Source organism: Shouchella oshimensis (assembly GCF_004375095.1).
Lineage (GTDB): Bacteria > Bacillota > Bacilli > Bacillales > Bacillaceae_D > Shouchella > Shouchella oshimensis.
This window is the reverse complement of sequence record NZ_SNUX01000002.1, coordinates 90,271-106,102: the sequence shown is the minus strand read 5'-3', so window position 1 is coordinate 106,102 and position 15,832 is coordinate 90,271. Positions and strand designations below refer to the sequence as shown.

At 35.8% G+C, this 15,832-nt stretch carries 14 protein-coding genes and 1 pseudogene; 3 read left to right on the top strand and 12 right to left on the bottom strand.

The genetic code is table 11. The annotated features are described in order from the left end of the window. Positions 1–286 precede the first annotated feature (286 nt). A complete protein-coding gene (locus tag E2L03_RS06645) occupies positions 287–820 on the bottom strand; it encodes a GNAT family N-acetyltransferase (protein WP_134258771.1) in 534 nt (177 codons plus the stop codon). A gap of 171 nt (positions 821–991) precedes the next feature. Next, entirely contained in the window at positions 992–1,582 is a 591-nt protein-coding gene (locus tag E2L03_RS06640; protein WP_134258770.1) for a TetR/AcrR family transcriptional regulator, read from the bottom strand. 107 nt (positions 1,583–1,689) lie between these two features. Between E2L03_RS06640 and E2L03_RS06635 the strand changes: the two genes are divergently transcribed. The 3 genes from E2L03_RS06635 (at position 1,690) to E2L03_RS06625 (ending at position 6,459) form a co-directional block, all read left to right on the top strand. Continuing rightward, positions 1,690–2,679, top strand: a complete 990-nt coding sequence (locus E2L03_RS06635; RefSeq protein ID WP_134258769.1) for an NADPH:quinone oxidoreductase family protein — start codon at positions 1,690–1,692, stop codon at positions 2,677–2,679. 949 nt (positions 2,680–3,628) lie between these two features. Further along, positions 3,629–5,236, top strand: a complete 1,608-nt coding sequence (locus tag E2L03_RS06630; RefSeq protein ID WP_134258768.1) for an McrB family protein — start codon at positions 3,629–3,631, stop codon at positions 5,234–5,236. Continuing rightward, positions 5,236–6,459 (top strand): 5-methylcytosine restriction system specificity protein McrC, encoded by a 1,224-nt coding sequence (locus tag E2L03_RS06625; protein ID WP_134258767.1) that lies wholly within the window; start codon positions 5,236–5,238, stop codon positions 6,457–6,459. Before E2L03_RS06630 ends, E2L03_RS06625 begins: the two co-directional genes overlap by 1 nt. 28 nt (positions 6,460–6,487) lie before the next feature. Here E2L03_RS06625 and E2L03_RS06620 read toward each other — a convergent pair whose 3' ends face one another. The 10 genes and pseudogenes from E2L03_RS06620 to E2L03_RS06580 form a co-directional block, all read right to left on the bottom strand. Next, positions 6,488–7,570 carry a DNA cytosine methyltransferase gene (locus E2L03_RS06620; RefSeq protein WP_243839507.1) on the bottom strand — a complete coding sequence of 361 codons (1,083 nt, stop codon included), beginning with the start codon at positions 7,568–7,570 and terminating at the stop codon, positions 6,488–6,490. 21 nt (positions 7,571–7,591) lie between these two features. Further along, positions 7,592–7,792, bottom strand: a pseudogene (locus E2L03_RS20900) (helix-turn-helix domain-containing protein); the annotation flags it as partial. Positions 7,793–8,085: 293 nt separating this feature from the next. Continuing rightward, the gene (locus E2L03_RS06615) at positions 8,086–8,451 is read right to left on the bottom strand and encodes a cystatin-like fold lipoprotein (protein WP_166740204.1); all 366 of its coding nucleotides are present in this window, start codon (positions 8,449–8,451) and stop codon (positions 8,086–8,088) included. 86 nt (positions 8,452–8,537) lie between these two features. Next, complete coding sequence (locus E2L03_RS06610) at positions 8,538–9,053, bottom strand: YddI family membrane protein (RefSeq protein ID WP_134258764.1); 516 nt, start codon at positions 9,051–9,053, stop codon at positions 8,538–8,540. Between the two features lie 18 nt (positions 9,054–9,071). Then, positions 9,072–10,106, bottom strand: coding sequence for a lysozyme family protein (locus E2L03_RS06605; RefSeq protein ID WP_134258763.1), 1,035 nt, complete (start codon positions 10,104–10,106; stop codon positions 9,072–9,074). 31 nt (positions 10,107–10,137) lie between these two features. After that, positions 10,138–12,294: a CD3337/EF1877 family mobilome membrane protein gene (locus E2L03_RS06600; protein ID WP_134258762.1), complete on the bottom strand. Its 2,157-nt coding sequence runs from the start codon at positions 12,292–12,294 to the stop codon at positions 10,138–10,140. A 14-nt stretch (positions 12,295–12,308) separates the two neighbouring features. Beyond that, positions 12,309–12,635 (bottom strand): STIV orfB116 family protein, encoded by a 327-nt coding sequence (locus E2L03_RS06595; protein WP_134258761.1) that lies wholly within the window; start codon positions 12,633–12,635, stop codon positions 12,309–12,311. 14 nt (positions 12,636–12,649) lie between these two features. Next, positions 12,650–15,118 (bottom strand): ATP-binding protein, encoded by a 2,469-nt coding sequence (locus E2L03_RS06590; RefSeq protein ID WP_496196926.1) that lies wholly within the window; start codon positions 15,116–15,118, stop codon positions 12,650–12,652. Further along, entirely contained in the window at positions 15,033–15,557 is a 525-nt protein-coding gene (locus E2L03_RS06585; RefSeq protein WP_134258760.1) for a conjugal transfer protein, read from the bottom strand. The genes E2L03_RS06590 and E2L03_RS06585 overlap by 86 nt, the downstream gene beginning before the upstream one ends. A gap of 13 nt (positions 15,558–15,570) precedes the next feature. Beyond that, on the bottom strand, positions 15,571–15,828 hold the full coding sequence (locus tag E2L03_RS06580; protein WP_134258759.1) for a hypothetical protein: 258 nt from the start codon (positions 15,826–15,828) through the stop codon (positions 15,571–15,573). Positions 15,829–15,832: the final 4 nt, after the last annotated feature.

Sequence of the window (15,832 nt, the reverse complement as noted above, 5' to 3'; positions counted from 1 at the left end):
CTTACCATTTCTGTATCTGGGATTTTATGCGGACTTCACTTTTCCGTAAAGCCCATGAATACAGGGTTAGTGGTGTCCCTCTCCCCTGTTTGATCTCGTTAATTCCATGTGTTTGTAATTAGTTTGTTAGCAATTTGGTTTGCAGATTAGTTAGCACTGCTTAATAGTAGAAACTATCATCTTTCTGTGAAGAAGATCTTTTATTTGAAAACAGAATTTAGAATTAAAAAGAGGACTGTCCTTAGAATGGTTTAAAACCAGTTTCAGATAGCCTCCCTATTCCCCCTTAATCGAAAAAGGCTTTTGAATAGTGAACAATACCTTTCACATCTTCAAGTGAATTATCGGTTAACTCTAAAGCCATAAATTGCTCTTTTGGTACTTCAAATGGTGCAACTATATTCCATAAGCTAGCTTGTTTAAAACCAAATTTCGGATAATAGTCTTCATGACCTAATACAATAACTGAATGATGCCCTAAATCCGATGCCTTTTCTAGCGCTGAACGAATTAGTTTGCTGCCAATTCCTCTTTTCTGATATGGAGGGGTAACTGACACCGGCGCAAGTGCCAATGAATTGACTTCATCCTGATGATCACCAATTTTTATTTTTGATAGAAGAATATGACCTACAATGTCTTCTTTTTGATTTAAAGCAACTAATGAAAGTTCAGGAATAAATGCATCAGACTTTCTAATTCTATTTACAAGTAAATGTTCTCTTTTATCACTGTACTCTTCATTTAAGAATGCTTTTCTAATCATCTCTTCAGTTTTTTCATAATCTGTATTAAGCTCTGGTCGAATAATAATATCCAATTATTGTCTCCTGTTCTCTTAAGTCATTTCTTCCTCAACTAGTAAAGCACTCTCCATACTCAAAATAAGCATTAAGAAAAAGCCTTCATATGTCCAACTCTCAACACAAAACAATCAAGTTGCAATGAAAACAATTGGTATGATTAGACCTCTAATTTTTTCTCATTACACTTATATCCCTCTAGTTAATAATGCCCTAATACTTTTAAAACAGATATCTCTATATTCTTTATAGCTTTCTTTATCATTATCCATTAACCATTGTAGAATACATCCATCTATAATTGAACGCACCCCTTTTACCAACAATGTGTTATTCTCCCCATTCCATCTTCCTTCTTCCTTGCCTTTTTCTATTATAGAAGAAATCAATTCCCAACAATTACGGTGAAATTGATAGTTAATTTCCCTAAATCTTTCATTATGCAAAGCATTCGAGAGAAATTCTAAATACACCTTATAGAACGCTTTATTTTTATTAGGGGAAAAGAATACGGCATTTATATATGAATGTAACATTTCTTCAGATGTCTGTTCTCCATTTATTGCATCTTTTTCATTTTGGTATATTTTTTCTGTTAGCCAACTCAATAATTCCGCTAATATGGTCTCTTTATTATCAAAATAGTAGGAAACAACCCCTTTGCTAAAGCCTGCTGCATTCGCTATATCATTTAACGTAAGATTGTGATAACCACTTGATTGAATTGCTTTAAAAGCACCTTTTAATACTTGAATTTTTCTTTCTTCCGTTTTGTTCAAATCAATTCCCTCCTCAAGTTATTATAGCAAATAAAGCAAGTCTTAAAAAATTGACCGGTCAGAATAATTTATAGTAGGATAAACGTATATTATCGGAGGTGGTTAGTATGACAACATTCAAAGCATTCGTTGTGGAGAAGATTGATGATCAAACAGAACTCTCAATTAAAGAACTTAACGAGACTTTTTTACCTAAGGGTGATGTTTTAATAAAGGTAAAGTTTAGCAGCATTAACTATAAAGATGGACTAGCAACGCAGGCAGATGGAAAAATTGTGAAAGAATATCCATTCATACCTGGTATTGATTTGGCAGGAGAGGTAGCACAATCAAGTGATGATCGATTTAAAAAAGGTGATCAAGTGATTGTAACAAGTTATGAATTAGGTGTATCACATTTTGGTGGTTTTAGTGAGTATGCAAGGGTTCCTGCTGATTGGATTGTGCCTCTCCCTAAGGGACTATCTTTAAAGGAAGCTATGATTTTTGGAACAGCAGGATTTACAGCCGCACTGTCTATTAAACGCTTAGAAGAAAATGGTTTACAACCCGAAAACGGTGAAATCCTTGTCACAGGAGCGACAGGGGGCGTTGGAAGTATGGCTGTTTCGATGTTGAAGAAGAAGGGCTACACAGTTGTTGCGAGTACAGGAAAAGCAGACGAGCATCAGTATTTGTCCCAATTAGGAGCGAATAGCATCATCGGTAGAGAAGATATATATGATGGAAAATTAAAGGCTTTAAAACAACAGAAATGGGCAGGTGCCATTGACCCCGTAGGTGGAGAACCCCTAGCATCCCTATTAAGCCAAATAAAATATAGAGGAAGTGTTGCTGTTAGCGGTTTAACAGCCGGTGGAAATGTGCCAACTTCTGTTTTCCCTTTTATTTTAAGGGGTGTCTCATTAATTGGAATTGATTCTGTGTACTGTCCAATGAACGAGCGAGTACAAATTTGGAACATGCTATCATCGGATTTAAAACCGACAAACCTAAATCAAATGATCGCTAAGGAAATAAAGCTAGATCAATTAAAAGAAACAGTCTCAGCCATTTTAAAAGGAGAGATTAGAGGTCGAGTGATCATAGAAATGTGAAATCTGTATCTAACTAATTAACGAGGCTTAGAGTAAAAGGGTAAATACAGTTATTTTCTTTAAAAACTGAAACAGATAAACAGAATGAGTAACGATTATACAATTGCACTTAAGGTCTAGTTAATTGGTGATACACCCCAAATGTTAGAGTGAAAATCTAGCATGCGGGGTGTTTTTTCTGTATCACAACCTAGGGTTCCCCCCTAAAACTTCCATACTTTAAAGTGATAAAGGTTTGCATTTCAATTCTGATTAAAAACATGGAGCCTTTTAACTGTTAAAAAGCCTAATGCAGCAGCATTTACGAACGTGTTAAAAAATACCAAATCCCTGAGCACCACCACCCGATACCTTACCATTTCTGTATCAGGGGTTTTGCACGGGCTCTATTTTTCCGTATAGCCCATGAGTATAGGATTTTTGATCTTCCTCTCCCCTATTAGATCTTATTTATTCCACCTGTTTATTATGAATTTGTTAGCATTTTGGTTTGCAGAAAGGATTGCTGGATTGCTACTCTATATTATAGAAGAAACTCAATTTTCTAGTGAGTCGCCAATCAATAATGGGATGGGCAGAGCGTCTTCGAGTGGAACTGATATAGTAAATACTGCTTTAAATTACATTTTAGTATAGATAAAGACTAACACTTTTAGTGTAAATCTTTGCTTCAAGATATACATGGTTAATAACCCATAAAATAAATATGGTAATACTGTCTGGTAAATTAATATTTTCTTTACGATTTACAAAATTTCCGTATTTATATTTTTAATTACTACAAACAATACTCATTAGAGAAATTGAACTTGACTATTAAATATAAATGCCTCGATACCATTACTAATTTCCTATTTTCGTGTTAAAATCCAATTAAATACATCTATTTCTGTTACGTATTGACGAATAATTCATAGTGTTATATTTAAACTAAATAGGAGTGTATCAAATGACTAAGTATTACATAAGTGAAAGTTCATTAACAGAAAGCTATAATTTACTTACGAATAATGAATTTCAATACCCTGGAGAATTCTTTACTTTGTTAATTTTAAAACATGCGGGCTTATCTCAACATGATTTCCTAGATTTATCAGAAGAGGAGGTTAAGAGAGATTTGTTCAATGCAACTAGTAAATTGGCTTACCTTTTTATATCAGATGAATTTGAAAAAGTGAAAAATAACTTTATTAATCCCTTTTCAATGAATGGATGGAGAAATAACCCTAGTGAAACAGTTAAACAATGGTCAACTCAAAGATTAATTAATAATGTAACGGGTGGTGGACGTCTGTGGAAGAGAATAGTTATAACAGACCCGGAAAATTCCAATTCTATTAAACTTAAACATAACTATCTTGATTATTTTAAAGATATGAAGCAAAAATTAAATTTAGAAGCTATTAGTATATGGTTAGTAAGGTTTACAGCATTCGACAAAGAAGCTCCCACTTCTCACTTAATTAGAAATTTTTATGAATATTTCAATGTTAAAAGCGATGAAAAAACGTTTTTCTTTACTGCATCTCCCAATATACCATTGACTTTCTCTGAAGAGATGGTGAGTTCTCATTTTATTAGATCGCTAATTGGGAATCCCTCTAACAACCCTAATTGGATAACAGAGAATGAAACTTTAGATATCGAAACCCAACAAAGTGACAAGGACTTAGAAACTTTTAATGGGGATAATGTAAATTTAGGTGGTAATAGCTTGGATCTTGACTCTTTTCTAAATATAGTTGAAAAAGCTAAACAGGTTATACTAACTGGTCCTCCAGGTACATCAAAATCTTATTTAGCAAAAAAAGCTTCCTTAAAGTTTGATTTTGTTAAAAGAATTCAATTTCATCCACAATACTCATATCAAAATTTTATCGGTGGTAAAATTTTGGAGAACGGTACTTTAATTGATAAGAAAGGAGAACTAATTTTACTTATCGAAGACGCTATGTTAAGTAGTAATATTAATAAAGAATTCTTGTTAGTAATAGAAGAGATTAATAGAGCAAATGTTAGTCAAGTATTTGGAGAAATGATACAACTATTAGATAGAAATGAATCTCTAAACTTAACGTTTAATGATGAAATGAAAGAATATACTTTGCCTGAAAACTTAAAAATTATTGGTACTATGAATACAACCGACAGAACTGTTGGAAGAATTGATTATGCTCTTAAACGTCGTTTTTATCAAATTTACTGCAAACCCGATATTGAAATTTTAGTAGATAAAACTCAGATCGAAGGCAATGAATTCTCAATATCTGATCTACTTTCAAAAATAAATCAAAACCTTTACGAAAATTTAAGTAATAAAGAAATGGTATTAGGTCATGCTATTTTCCTTAAGGATTTCGTGTACTCAGAGACTGCCCAAAAATTTATTTGGTCTTTAGATGACTTTGAAAATTTATTTAATTATGTAGTATTGCCTTTAATTGAAGACTATTGTAATGGAAATCCAGATCTTATTACTAATATAATTGGGGAGAGATTGTATTCTCAATTAACAGGGAATGAATTTTCACTAGCAATAAAGGAATTTTTAAGCTGATGAAAATCATTAATATTTATGAGAATTCTTCTTATACGTTGGATAGTAAATATATCTATGAATTCGTTCAGTTATTAAAAGATAACAAAAAACTACCAGTAAGATTAAAAGAAGAGACACTTTTTTTTGATTCATACACGATTGGAAGTATTCAGATCAAAGATTTAATCATTAACATTTTACCTCGTACCCCTAAAGTAACAAATAATCACTATTTGGAAATGCAATTATATAATGAAGGTTTGTTAGATGAAAAAATTGTTAGTCTTTTAGGCGAAAGCGCTAGTTATGGTATACAGGATAATCTTATTAACCTTTTTTTAGAAGAAACCTTTGAATTGGTATCTAGGGGGTTGGAAGGGAGCTTTATAAAAATTCAAGAAGAAACTAACCAAATTCACGGAAGAATATTAGTTGATAAGATATCTCCCATTAATCTATTACAGGATAAGATTCCTATAGAGTATGAAATGCACACCTTAAATACCTCTTATAATAAGTTAATCAAACTTGCATTGGAAAGATCAAAGATACTAACCAAGAAAAAGAACCATATAAAACTACTAGCGCTAACTAATTCTTTTTTTGATGAGATAGATGCCGATATACACAATTTAAACGAACTTTTACAAACAGAGGATGAGAAACTATACTTTTCCAATGAGAAATACCCTATAGTTTTGGGCTTGGCGAAAAAGATTCTAAAGGACTTAAAAATCAATTTGACAAATAACAAGATTACTAGTTCTTCATATTTAGTTAATTCGAATAATTTATTTGAAAAGTACGTACGGACTGTACTCACAAATCATCTAAAACTTAAAATCACAAAATGGGATAAACCTAAAAGAATGGGAAAATTAAAAGTCGACTCTACGGAGTTTATAAAATCTTATTCTCCAGATATTATGATTGATTTTCATAACGATTCTAACTCTGCTTTTGCAGTCCTAGATGCTAAAAACAAAGATATTTCTAATCACAATAAAATTGGAAGTATTTCTGACTTGTACCAATTACTTTTCTATTGCTACTCACTAAATTCCAACTATGGGGGATTAGTATACCCATATTACGGTAAATTGGATCCTGTAAGAATAAATATAGAGAGCTTCAAAGAGACAAACTTGTTTGCTTTTTCAATTGATTTTTCAAAACATATAAAGGATCGTAATCTAACGTTTTCAAGGTCAATCAAAGAAACGTTAAACATACTAAACTAAAGATAAAAAAGACAGAAAGCTGTCTTTTTTATCTTACCTCGCTTAATAATAATTGTTCTGAAGGTGTTTTATTTAATTTATAAGCTACTAGCATATTCTTAACTATCTCACTAATTACAGGTACGGTTACTGAATTTCCAAGTTGTTTTTTTGCTTGAACCTGAGAAGAGGATAATCTGAAGTCTTCAGGAAATCCTTGTAATCTTGCACATTCCCTTACCGAAAGGTGACGACCAATGTCCCATAGTTTTGGAGCTCTAGCTGCAATTATTGAAGGCGAAAAACTGTCCAAATTACAATAATAAGCTTCTTGAATTTGAGTTTTTGCGAAATCACCTACATGAAACCTTAAAGATTTATCAGGCTTCAAATATGAAAACACACCATACTTACCTTTTTTTGTATTAGGATTGTACTTTGAATTATCATGTTCAACTCTCACTTGTTCAGGTGAGTCATAATTACATATCATAAAATGGTGATTAATTCTATTCATTTCAAAATCACTTAATTTTAATGTTAAATTGTCATTCTCATGCCAATCAATTATCTCGCGAAGTGTACTTTTACTATTTATTGGATTAGGAAATTCAAATTCTACATCTTTTTTAAAACCAACACAGTACCATCTTTCCCTCGATTGCGGGACTCCAAAATCTAAACTATTTAAGATAGTCCAATGTATATGATAGTCCAATTGATTCAAATGTTCTAAGATTGTATTAAATGTTTTACCTTTATCATGTGATTTTATACCCTTAACGTTCTCCAATAAAAACATCTTAGGTTTTTTTTCTTTTAATATCCTTATAATATCAAAAAACAATGTTCCTCTAATTTCATCTTCAAAACCTTGTAACTGACCTGCATAACTAAATGGCTGACATGGAAAGCCAGCAAATAAGACATCAAAATCCGGAATTTTAGATTCTTCTATTTTTGTTATGTCGCCCTCTGGAGTCTCTCCAAAGTTTTCTTTATATACATCACATGCAAATTTATCTATCTCAGAAGAGAATACACATTCCATACCATTTTCTTCTCCTGCAAGTCTAAATCCACCAATTCCTGCAAACAGATCTACAAATTTCAGTTTGTCTTGGTTATTCATTTTTTTCCTCTCCGGTACGTACTCCACTATGTCCTCTATTCTACAATCTAGGTAATTACATAGTCTCTCTAACACTTCTAATCTCACATTTTTATTTTGGCTTAACCTAGCCAATGACGATGATGTTATTCCTGATTCATCGCGTAGTTTTGTTTTATTTATACCTATTTCTCTGGTTAATTTCCATAATCTATTATAAGAAAAAGCCACGTTAAGCCTCATTTCTAACGGTGGTTTAATAATTCTATGTACATGGAATTATATAAGTTAGATTTTATCATACGAAAGAACGTTCGTAAATAAATATATAGCCCTTATTATAGAGCTATTTAATGTAACTTCTTATTTTATTCACTTTTAATTCCAGAAAAAGAGAGTTGGAATAAGAATCCCAACTCTTTAAATCTCTTCACCCATTTCCTTTCAGTAGCTCAAAGTTTTATTCACTAAAGCTTTTCTTTCGTTCAACATCTACTCCATACGTCAACTTGTTTTTTATTTAAATCGACTTATATTTAGTATTTCCCTTTAACTTCATAATGCTCGGGTTCCATGTCTACCAAACCCAATCGATCATCCGTTTGATTCATCCTAGGCAACCATTCATAATTATTCCCTTTTTTCTCATAAAATTCATAACGAACGGTCTTATCCTCATCTTCTAAATCAAAAAAGCCAATTTTTATATACCGACCGCCCTCATACACATTAATATCTGCATTGTCACGGGTTATCTGTTCTTCATCCATCCACATCATTGCGCTCTCGTCATTCTTATATAATTCAATAACCTCTTCAATTTCAGCGTCATATTCACTTCCAGCACACGCCCCTAATAACACTCCTAATGAAACAACAACAGTTATCAAACTCTTTTTCAACTTCCTCATCTCCTTTTAATTTTGGTTCATCCTAACATCTATCCACTTAAATTCTAAGAGGTTCATAGATTTTCCCAACCAACTTTCTATTGCTGTGTATAAGTCAAGTTTGCAACCTTCCACTGATCCTCTTCTATTACCATTTCTAACGTTAGTATGGTCATTGCTACACTTGATGTGTCATTGACTTCAATTCGGTTATCAAATAAAGCAACTATTTCTACTCGATCATCTAAAGATTGCCCTTCATAAAGACTTAGGCTTTCCACGCTGGATTGAACTTTTTCTATAGCGGTGTCACCGTAAACTTCTTCTAATCCCTCTGCATCGTCAAACCGTAACTGTTCCAAGACTTCATTTGTGGCATAGCTTTCTACTTCTTGCTTCACTGGTTTGTCTTGATAGTTAAAATAGCCATTGATAAAATCATTAGCTACCTCCTTCGCCTTTTTGTTTGTATCTTCATGAACGTCTTCGTTTTTAAGCTGTTCGTTTTGCTCCGCCAATGTTAGATTCTCGTTTTTTAAGCTGCTGTTTTGAAAGATAAAAAATAGCATCATTCCAAGCAACAACACAATTATCGCTATCATCTTCTTTTGCATGTAAACTGTCCTTTCTGGCTAAAGTCCCAATGTCTTTTTCGGATCAATTTTATCTGGGTGCTCTTGACCAAGCTCCGTCATGTGTTCCAAGTGGAGATGGTTGCCTGTACTTGAACCTGTTGTGCCACATTTACCTAGGGAATCCCCTTGATCAACTTCCTGACCGTTTGAAACACCTATAGAAGATAAGTGCGCATAACGGGAATATTCGTTTTGACCATGTTGCACAGTCACATAATTGCCATAGCCTACGTTGCTATGCTTCGCTTCAACAACTCTACCATTTGCCACGCTTAAAATAGAATCTGCTGGTGTACAGCCAAAGTCGAGCCCTCCATGGAACGTATTTTTTTCTCCTGTAACGGGGTGTGTTCGCCATCCAAATTCGCTTGTGATGCGTATATTTTTTAGTGGCAGTGCCCAATCTGTATCTCCTGCTGCGAATTCGGGTTCAGTTTTATCTAAATAACGCATGACATTATCAACGTAATTAGGGTCTCCATAGACACTCCATCCTAAACGCTCTTTCATATGGTTGGAAAACCGTTGTGCTAGTTCTTTACTATAGTTGCCATTGTTATGTTCATTTGCATAATCAATGAAACCATGTCCCATGTTATAACTTTGTAAGGCTAATTCTGTATCCCCACCAGCACTTTCCAAAACATTAGCAAAATAGCTTACACCTTGTTTAATCGATAGCTCTGGATCGGTGATTGTATTGACAGGAAGTCCTAATGATTCAGATGACTGCATGACATCGGCTAGAAGACCACCACTTTCTTGCATAGTCATTGCCATTAAAATTTCAATATGATCTTCAATGCCGTTTTCTTTCGCATAACGTTCAAAGTAACTGCGGTACCGCTCAATCTCTGGACTTACTCCATTAAACGTATAGTCGGAATCGATATCACTCTCGATCTCAGAATGGGCATCGCTTCCTGTTGTGTTGCTTTCTCCTGTAATAACCATAACTACGCCCATGAGAATCATTGCCACAAACATAAAAGGAATGGCAATTAGAAATAAACCACATCCTAGCTTTTTCATGTCGTCCTCCCTTCACGACAAAAAGGAACGTCTATTTAGACGCTCCCTTTGCTCTACGTGTGTGTCGATCTTCTTCTTTTTCAATCGCTTCTAAATCTCTCTTTTCATTGTGCTGTGCGGTTCTGATAGATTCTGTCTTTGGTTGATCAAGGCGTTCATTAAGCCTTTTACTTGGTTGAACTACTTGTTTTTCTTTGTTTTGAATCCATTGAGATTCGTTTTGAGAAGGTTTTTGTTCCATTCGATTATTAGCGGAATTTATACCTTTTGTTTGACGTAATTGATTGTCTCTCTCTGATTTATCTACCGAACGCAACGCTCGATGATCATCTAAGTACGTCACATCACCTTGTTTGATAGACGGACGATACGATGGTTCCTGATGTTCACGTGGCTGTGGTTGTTTCGTTCGTTCGTGTTCTCTTTGATTATTTTCTTGTCTTGGGGCATGGCGCTCTTCTTTTTGATGAACCGCAACTGGGCTTAAATCTTCTCTTATTTGCTTCTGTTCTTTTTGCTCTTGTTTTGACGTTTGTTTTTCCGCTTTCTTCTTCCGCTTCTCTGCTTTCTTTTCTTCACGTTCTTGTTGAGGTGTCCGTTCAGCACGCTTCATTTGGTCATTGTGTGCGACAACCGAAGACGGACTTTCTTGTTTCCCATCTGTTTGTGGTGTTCGTGCTTCTGCTAGTTGCGCATCGTTTCGACCTTCTTTCACACTCGTACGATCACTTTTAGGTGGCGCTTGATGCTCGGTTTGTTGAATAGGAGATTCACGTAAACCTGCTTGACGTGGTTTTATTGCGTTAACAGCCGGATTGACCATTTCATTCCGTACTTGATTAAGCATGTTGTTATCAACCGACGTAACTTTCCCAGCTGTTACCATTTTAATTAACGCATCGCGTTTCCAGATCATTAAAAGCAAGACAGTAATTAACACAGTCAGATTGACTAAATACATCGCAAACCCTTCTGGTGGCAATACTGCATCAACGATGAAGCAGAGCACATAGACAAACAACACAAGGATACCAAGCATTGCTTTTAAAACAAACACACTCAATAGCTTGCCAATACTTACAAAGCCTGAATAAGCCAATTGAGGAATGTACGACATGATGAACGAAAATGGGATGAAAAAGGCAAGTGCCAACGCGATAAGCTGCAAAAGGAAGTTTAGTAATGCTAGTAGCAAGAAGGGTATGCCGAGCAGAATTGAACCAAATAAAGCGATCAGGGACTGCCCCATTTGTTGAAAAACATTTCCTCCACCCATGTTTTCGTTGTTGTACTCGTCTATTTCACCATCTACATAGCTTTGCCTGTCTTTTTCGCCATCACTCGTTAACTGAAACGCCAACATGCGATCTACTCTGTTGAAATTGCTTCCGCCCGGAAAATCTTCTGGATCAGCATGGTCATTCTCATTAATTGTGTTCTCACTTGTCGTGCCATAATTTACAATGAGATAAGGCTTTTTCATTGTCAAATCAAAGTAGACATTTCTCATGATTGAGATGGTACCATCCATTTTGTTTTCAGGATCAATTTGACTCGTATCGGCATAAACCCCTTCACCTTCAGCCACATTAATTAATCCATTCCCTGCTTCAAGCATGTAGCCTTGTGCTTCAACAGACAATGCATTCAATGACTTCATAAAGTAGCCAGCATTAAGCATCCAGTAGCCACCTACAACAAGCACCAAGAAGAATAAAACGGATCTTCTCAAAGCTTCTTGAACACTTCCCTTTGCAATAAATAGGTAGACGATGTACCCGACAGCAAATATAAACAGTAACTCGCCGAAGTGTTCTTTCAACGTATCATATACGGTAGTTGAAATTATTGTTAATGTATCTGCAAATTCATCAATTGGCTCTAATGAATACAACTTATCCATTGCGGTATCAACGACTAGAACAACGTTCCCAGCTAAAGAAAACATGACATTCGTAAAGCCTACGAACGCCCCTTTAATTCGACCGTCAGCATCTTCATTGTTGGCTACGTATCTTGATATGGGAAAGCGTTTAATGGAAAGCTCAACACCTCCTTTTTCTTCTATCTTTGGTTCTGTCATATTCTCTTGGTCATCCGCAAAAACGATTGTATGAGAACCAAAAAAGAGCAGGGCAATGAGCGCTGCTCCAATACTTATCCAGATCGCTTTTTGTTTCAAGTTCATCCTCTCCCTCCTTTCTAGTCCATTCTTGTTAGAAGAAAGAAATCATAATTGACGCTTTGTAGTTCTTTTTCTGTCAGCTTCTTGTATTCCATGTAGCGATCATACAACTTGAAACAAAGGGCTTTCTGGTATTTCTCTTGTCTAAATCGGATACGGTTAACTGGGACAGGAAAACCTAGTAGTTCTTCTAAGACGAGTGATGAGGACTCATGCCCGACATAGCTTTCATAGTTGGTTTCATGGGCAAACATCATTTTCCGAGCTTCCATTAAGGTAATCTTTTCTGCTTTGTACACACCTTGGTTCGTAATCACAAGTGAATTTAATATCGCTAACTTCATCCTCTACCTCCCTTCTATAAATACTTTTCTTCTGCCGTTGCCACTGAAGACGTTTCAACGGTTTCTAGCGCTCCATACCATTCGTCAAATAAGCACTCAATACTCATTTTTGCTGTTCGCCCATAATAATCTTTAAAAAGGCATTGCCCTTGAAACATGTTTTCCATCATGTCTTCGTTCTCTTCGCTAGGCTCCATGTTCATCCACTTAAGCACTTCTTTTCGTTCTGTCGGTTCATCAAACGCAAATGCTACACCAAAGTTCCCTGATTCTTCTTCACGCAATGCGTCTTTCGTGCTTTGTGAAATAAAGACAAGAGCGTTGTTGTAACTACGCCCTACACGACGCATTTGCTTCTCTACTTTCCTTCCTTGTTGGCTAGATGTGATAACCCATGCTTCGTCCATGAATTCCATTGTCCGTTCTTCCTTGTTCATACCAAATAGCTCGCAAAACTTTCCAAGCGCAAACATAACGGCACTTGATTTCAGTTGTGAGTTTGTATAGCTTTCGATTTGATCGGTCGCTTCTGGGAGATCAAGGTTTTCGATTTCAACGATACTAATACGCTTGTCTAACGAAAGTGCTTGATTGGAGCCATCATGAACACATAGTTTCATAATCGAATCGGCTACGACTTCATATAAAAAATCCCCAGCCTTTTGGACTGCGGAATCTTCATGATTTCTCATCCGTTCAATAATTGTCAGTGAGCCAACTTGCTCCCCGTTTTGCTTTTGCTCCAATACGTTGGTAATGGCACGTAGAAAAGCCGTATGCACGTCGTCTTTGCCCTTAAAGTCGTACACTTGAGCAAAGATGACTTGCACCATTTCCTTTGCTTGCATTGGTGGAAGAAATACAACTGGATCAAGCGCTCCCCAATTGTCTTCATCCGCTGCATCCAGCGTTGTAAAATGGAACTTCTCAAGATGCTGTGTGAATAGCGGATACTCTTGCTGCACTCTTGGGTTTTGCTTTACCTTATCAATCCATTTCCGTAATTCTTTCTTGGGATCAATGTACAAAGATTTCACGTTTAGCATGCTGACATAGATAAACAATAGCTTTGCTAAAAAGGATTTACCTGTGCCTGTATCACCCGTAATTAGAACATGGGGAGATCGTGTCTTTGACCCTTTGAGCTGTTGGTTGGCCAAGAACATATGGTACAAAACAGGAAATCGACTCGCTGAAATGGCTCCTTGTAAATCAGCATGTTTAACAAAAGGATCAATCCAACCAATAAAAAAGCCAATCTTTGAACCAACATCAGCTGATACGCCAAATAGTCCTTCTGCTAAACCATCTTGAGTAGTCTTTTGCAGCCAATTTCGGTTTGTTACATCTAATCGTTCACCGGGAAGAAACTTATAGAACAAAGGCAATTGATCCGCGACTGGGATACGACACGTTATGCCTGCTGACTTCATATGTCTTGTCACAAGCTTTGCCCGATTTTTACATTCCTTCTTTGTTTCACCTTGTACGACAATGACAGCTAACCAGTTCAACATATCTACATCATCTTTTTTAATCTCGTTTTGTAAGTGTCTCACTAGATAAGCACTTGCACTTACTGAAGAATCTTCTTGATCGCCAACACGGTTTTGTTCTAGCGTTGATTCTTTTAGCTGCTGCTTCTTTAAATTCAAATCCATCTTCGTTTTAGACTTGCCTTCGACTTGCACTTTCATCTCAATCTCTACTGGAAAAGGGAGCGTTTGTGCCTCATAGAACAGTTCACTCTCCGCCATATTGTGTCGAAACTCGTCGATTACCACAAATGACATGTAGCCTTCCGATTCATCGCTTGTTAACTTCAACACTCCAGAAGAGGTTGAATCAATTAACGTGTTAGTTATCGCATCTACAGAGGCATTTTCAATCTCTTCCCCTACTTGGTGGTCTAAGCCTCGTAAGAAGTTATAGCGATTTACATAGATTAATTCGTCTTCTCTTAAACGAATTCCATTCACCATTGCACATAAACTGGCGGTTGTTTCTTCTGCTTCTTCGTATTGTTGAAAGAAAGAGGTGGAAACACTTTGTTCCCACCCTAATAGATTTACAATTGTATCTGTAGCCGTTGAAAACATCGACATCATGTTTTCCTTAAGTTCAGCATCACTATTGACTAAGTTCTGCTTTAATTTCACCCCTAATATAAAATCATTCTTTGTGACTTTTCCTAGGCGTTGGTTAAGCAATCGTACCGTTTCTTCTGTATAGTACTCTGCCATTTGCTTTGCGTCTTCTGCAAGGTCTTGTTCCAAGTCAGCAAATCGTTCTTCTAATCGATATTCTTGTGGGTACATCATTAAATGAAAATCTTTATGCGTGGTAAGTTCTTCAAAAAAGGCTTTCCAGTTCCGCTTATAGCTGTTCACTACTTTCTTATTTTGCATGGGAATGGACTGACTCTTGATACGGTAATACGCCCACACGTCTCCCGTTCTTGTTAACAATAGATTGTTTCTCATCGTTTTCATTGGTGTTTTCAATGTACTCACGTTTTTTCGCCACCACCTTTACACAGCGTTTAAACTGGATTGTTGAATCACTCATCCATTCGACTTCTCGATCATTACAAAAACGCTTTTTTGGAAGTTTTATTTGAACATAGTATTTGGCTACATCCAAGAAATATAAATAAATGTTCTTACCTTCAGGCTTAATTTTCGTTACGAGTATGGTTAACGCTAAGGGTAAACCGATTAACCACATCACGAAGGTTCGTTCAAACGCATGAGGAAACCCCATACGAATGATCTGTCCTACAAGAAATGTCATCGCCATAAAAATAAAAAAGTTGATTACTGGGATCAACTCAAATGGGATTGGTAAACTATATGATGCCGTTAGTTGCTGTACTTTTTTAGGTTCTCTTAATGCTTTCCGGTAGTTAAAAACCGTTCGCAACTTCTACACCTCCTTAGAACGTATCAATGAATGCTTCAATCCATCCGCTCACTTGAGACCAATTTTGAACAACAAATGTGGCGATTCCACCGACAATGCATGTCATGATAATTCCACCTATCTTAAATCGAGCTAAGTGTTTTGCAATCAAGAAGAAAACAAACAACCCTATCACTTGAGCTACAACAACAAGCCCCCAGTTCTCTACGCCATCTAGTGTCGGTAATCCACTAGGGACTGACCCTACTATTAATTTATTTAATAGATTCATATTC